The sequence below is a fragment of the Gilliamella sp. W8136 genome (genome assembly GCF_016101285.1).
Lineage (GTDB): Bacteria > Pseudomonadota > Gammaproteobacteria > Enterobacterales > Orbaceae > Gilliamella > Gilliamella apicola_N.
The window spans coordinates 1-2,249 of sequence record NZ_JACFQU010000034.1; the positions used below are offsets into that span (position 1 = coordinate 1).

Sequence of the window (2,249 nt, forward strand, 5' to 3'; positions counted from 1 at the left end):
CATAAATTCAATTCACTACGCGACCGTAAAGGAAAAGGCGCAGAAAAAGGAAACGGCGTAGAATATGAATATGAGGCTGAATCTACTAAATTGAGAGACCAGATTGAAAAATTCCAACAATCAGGCAAATATGTTGTACCGGTCGTTATTGTTGAAGATCCATTTGGTATTGCTGAAGAATTAAGTCTACAGCGTCAGTTAAAAATTGAACCGATAACACAAATTATTATTAAATCGGAAGAGATTTATTCAAAAAAAATAAATGAACACTATAATCAAATAATTAAATCCAATAAGCGATTGGATAAACAAATAAATGCACATATAAATCAACAAGAGCCAAAGCCAGAAAGTTCGTCTACTAGTCAAGTTGACAAAAAACAGTATCAGAAAATTTTCAATAGATTGGGTTTGGAAAAAAATAATTATTTTAGTGAAGAAAGACTGCATAAACGTAAAACATTATCTTTAATAAATGAATATCGCAACCAAATCGTATCATCTGAAACAGCAAAAGCAGAAGATAAAATATATTATGATTTTGCTTTGATTAATAACGTTTCTGAATCCCCAGGCGAGATTAGTGATTTTCCTTTAATGAAGAGATATCTAGAAAAAGGTTATGAGGAAGTCGAGATGACTTCAGAAGAAAAACAAAAGAAGTTGAAAGAAATGAATGGTATGTCCACACTTTTTAGTACCAAAAAGATAAGGTCATCGATTTCTTTTGTATTCAATCGGTGACTGATAATTTAATGTTGAATGAAGTCGATTGCAGTTAAACCAATCGACATAATGATTAAATTCCAACCTAAGCTGTTCCAGTGAATCAAAAATAGTATTCGATACAAACTCTGTTTTCACCGCTTTAAATGTTGCTTCCGCAACTGCATTATCATACGGGCAGCCTTTACGGCTTAATGAACGTTTAATGCTAAACTCGGTTAAACACTCATCAATCAGATGATTATCGAACTCTTTTCCTCTATCTGAGTGAAAAAACTCAATAGACTGTAAATTCATTGGAATTTGACTGATTGCTTGCATAACTAACCCTGCTGTTTTATGCCTGCCAGCACTTCGTCCAACTATCTCTCGATTACTGACATCAACAATCACACAAAGGTAGTGCCACCGCTCTTTAACCCTCACATAGGTTAAATCAGTCACCAATATTTTTCGTGGTTGACCTATCTCAAACTCTCGATTAAGTTCATTCCCCACACTCGATTCATTACTTTTTCCAACGTGAATACGATATTTTTTACAAGTGTATTTTGAGACCCAGCCATTTTTTGCCATAATTCGACCAATTCGTCGTCGAGATAAAATCATGCCTTGCTTTCTCAGTTCTGCCCGCAGGCGCCTTGTACCATAAGCGCGGTAATTATCATTAAAGACTCTACCGACTCTTTCACTGAGCACAACATCCTGCGGTTGTTGGGGCAATTGCCGTTGATAATAAAAACGATTTCTTGTTACTTTTAAGCAACGACATAATCCTCGCAAAGTGTATCGGTGCTTATTGTGTAAAATTAGCTCGATTTTCGCCCATTATCAACGCAGCTTGCTTTAGGATATCGTTCTCCATTAACAAGCGTTTGTTCTCTTTGCGTAGTGCGATAAGCTCGTTCTCCTCCGCACTGCGATTATCTTTAGCGGTAAATGACCCCGTGGTTTGATACTGAGTTATCCAATTATCTAATGCTGATTTGGTGAGGTCATACTGAGCGACGATATCAGCACGTTTTTTACCATTTTGATACAGCATTACCATCTGTTTTTTGAACTCGTTAGTAAAGCTGCGTTTTTCTCTTCGGGTTAAATTGATTGTCATTATTGTTACCTTTTTTTATTGTTGGTTTATCATAACAATGACCTTATAAAATTGGTACTAATTAGTGTAGCCTATCCAGAATGATCAATTTCGTCCGTTCTGTGACTATATAGATGTCAAAAAGTTTAGAGAAAACAACACTGCTGAGCAGAATGCTAAGAACAATATTGCCAAGGAGTTAGCGAAATATAATGAATTGTTAAATCAAAAAGAAGAATTAGATTTTATACATCAAGAAAAAAACGATTATGATAAATTCCTTAAGACAATAGCTACACATTCGCAAGATTATTTTTATTACCTTAGTTGGTTATTTGGATTCAAAGACTATTCGAAATATGCACCAACAGCGATCACCAAGTTTAATGATTGTGAATTTTGGTTGTTAGAATGTGATACAAATTGCTCGAAC

At 34.9% G+C, this 2,249-nt stretch carries 3 protein-coding genes; 2 read left to right on the forward strand and 1 reads right to left on the reverse strand.

Annotation, left to right across the window (positions count from 1 at the left end; all coding sequences use genetic code 11):
• A partial coding sequence (locus tag H3T96_RS14495) for a hypothetical protein (protein WP_198248683.1) occupies positions 1 to 744 on the forward strand: 744 nt, incomplete at its 5' end.
• On the opposite strand, the gene H3T96_RS14500 is transcribed toward H3T96_RS14495, so the two are convergent.
• Positions 715 to 1,837, reverse strand: a protein-coding gene (locus H3T96_RS14500; protein WP_198248684.1) for an IS3 family transposase whose coding sequence is annotated in 2 segments (ribosomal slippage) — positions 715 to 1,540 and positions 1,539 to 1,837 — 1,125 coding nt in all. Because the reading frame shifts where the segments join, the coding sequence is not laid out codon by codon here. The genes H3T96_RS14495 and H3T96_RS14500 overlap by 30 nt on opposite strands.
• A 196-nt stretch (positions 1,838 to 2,033) precedes the next feature.
• On the opposite strand from H3T96_RS14500, the gene H3T96_RS14800 reads away from it, so the two are divergent.
• On the forward strand, positions 2,034 to 2,249 hold a 216-nt coding region (locus H3T96_RS14800; protein WP_232356474.1), incomplete at its 3' end, for a hypothetical protein.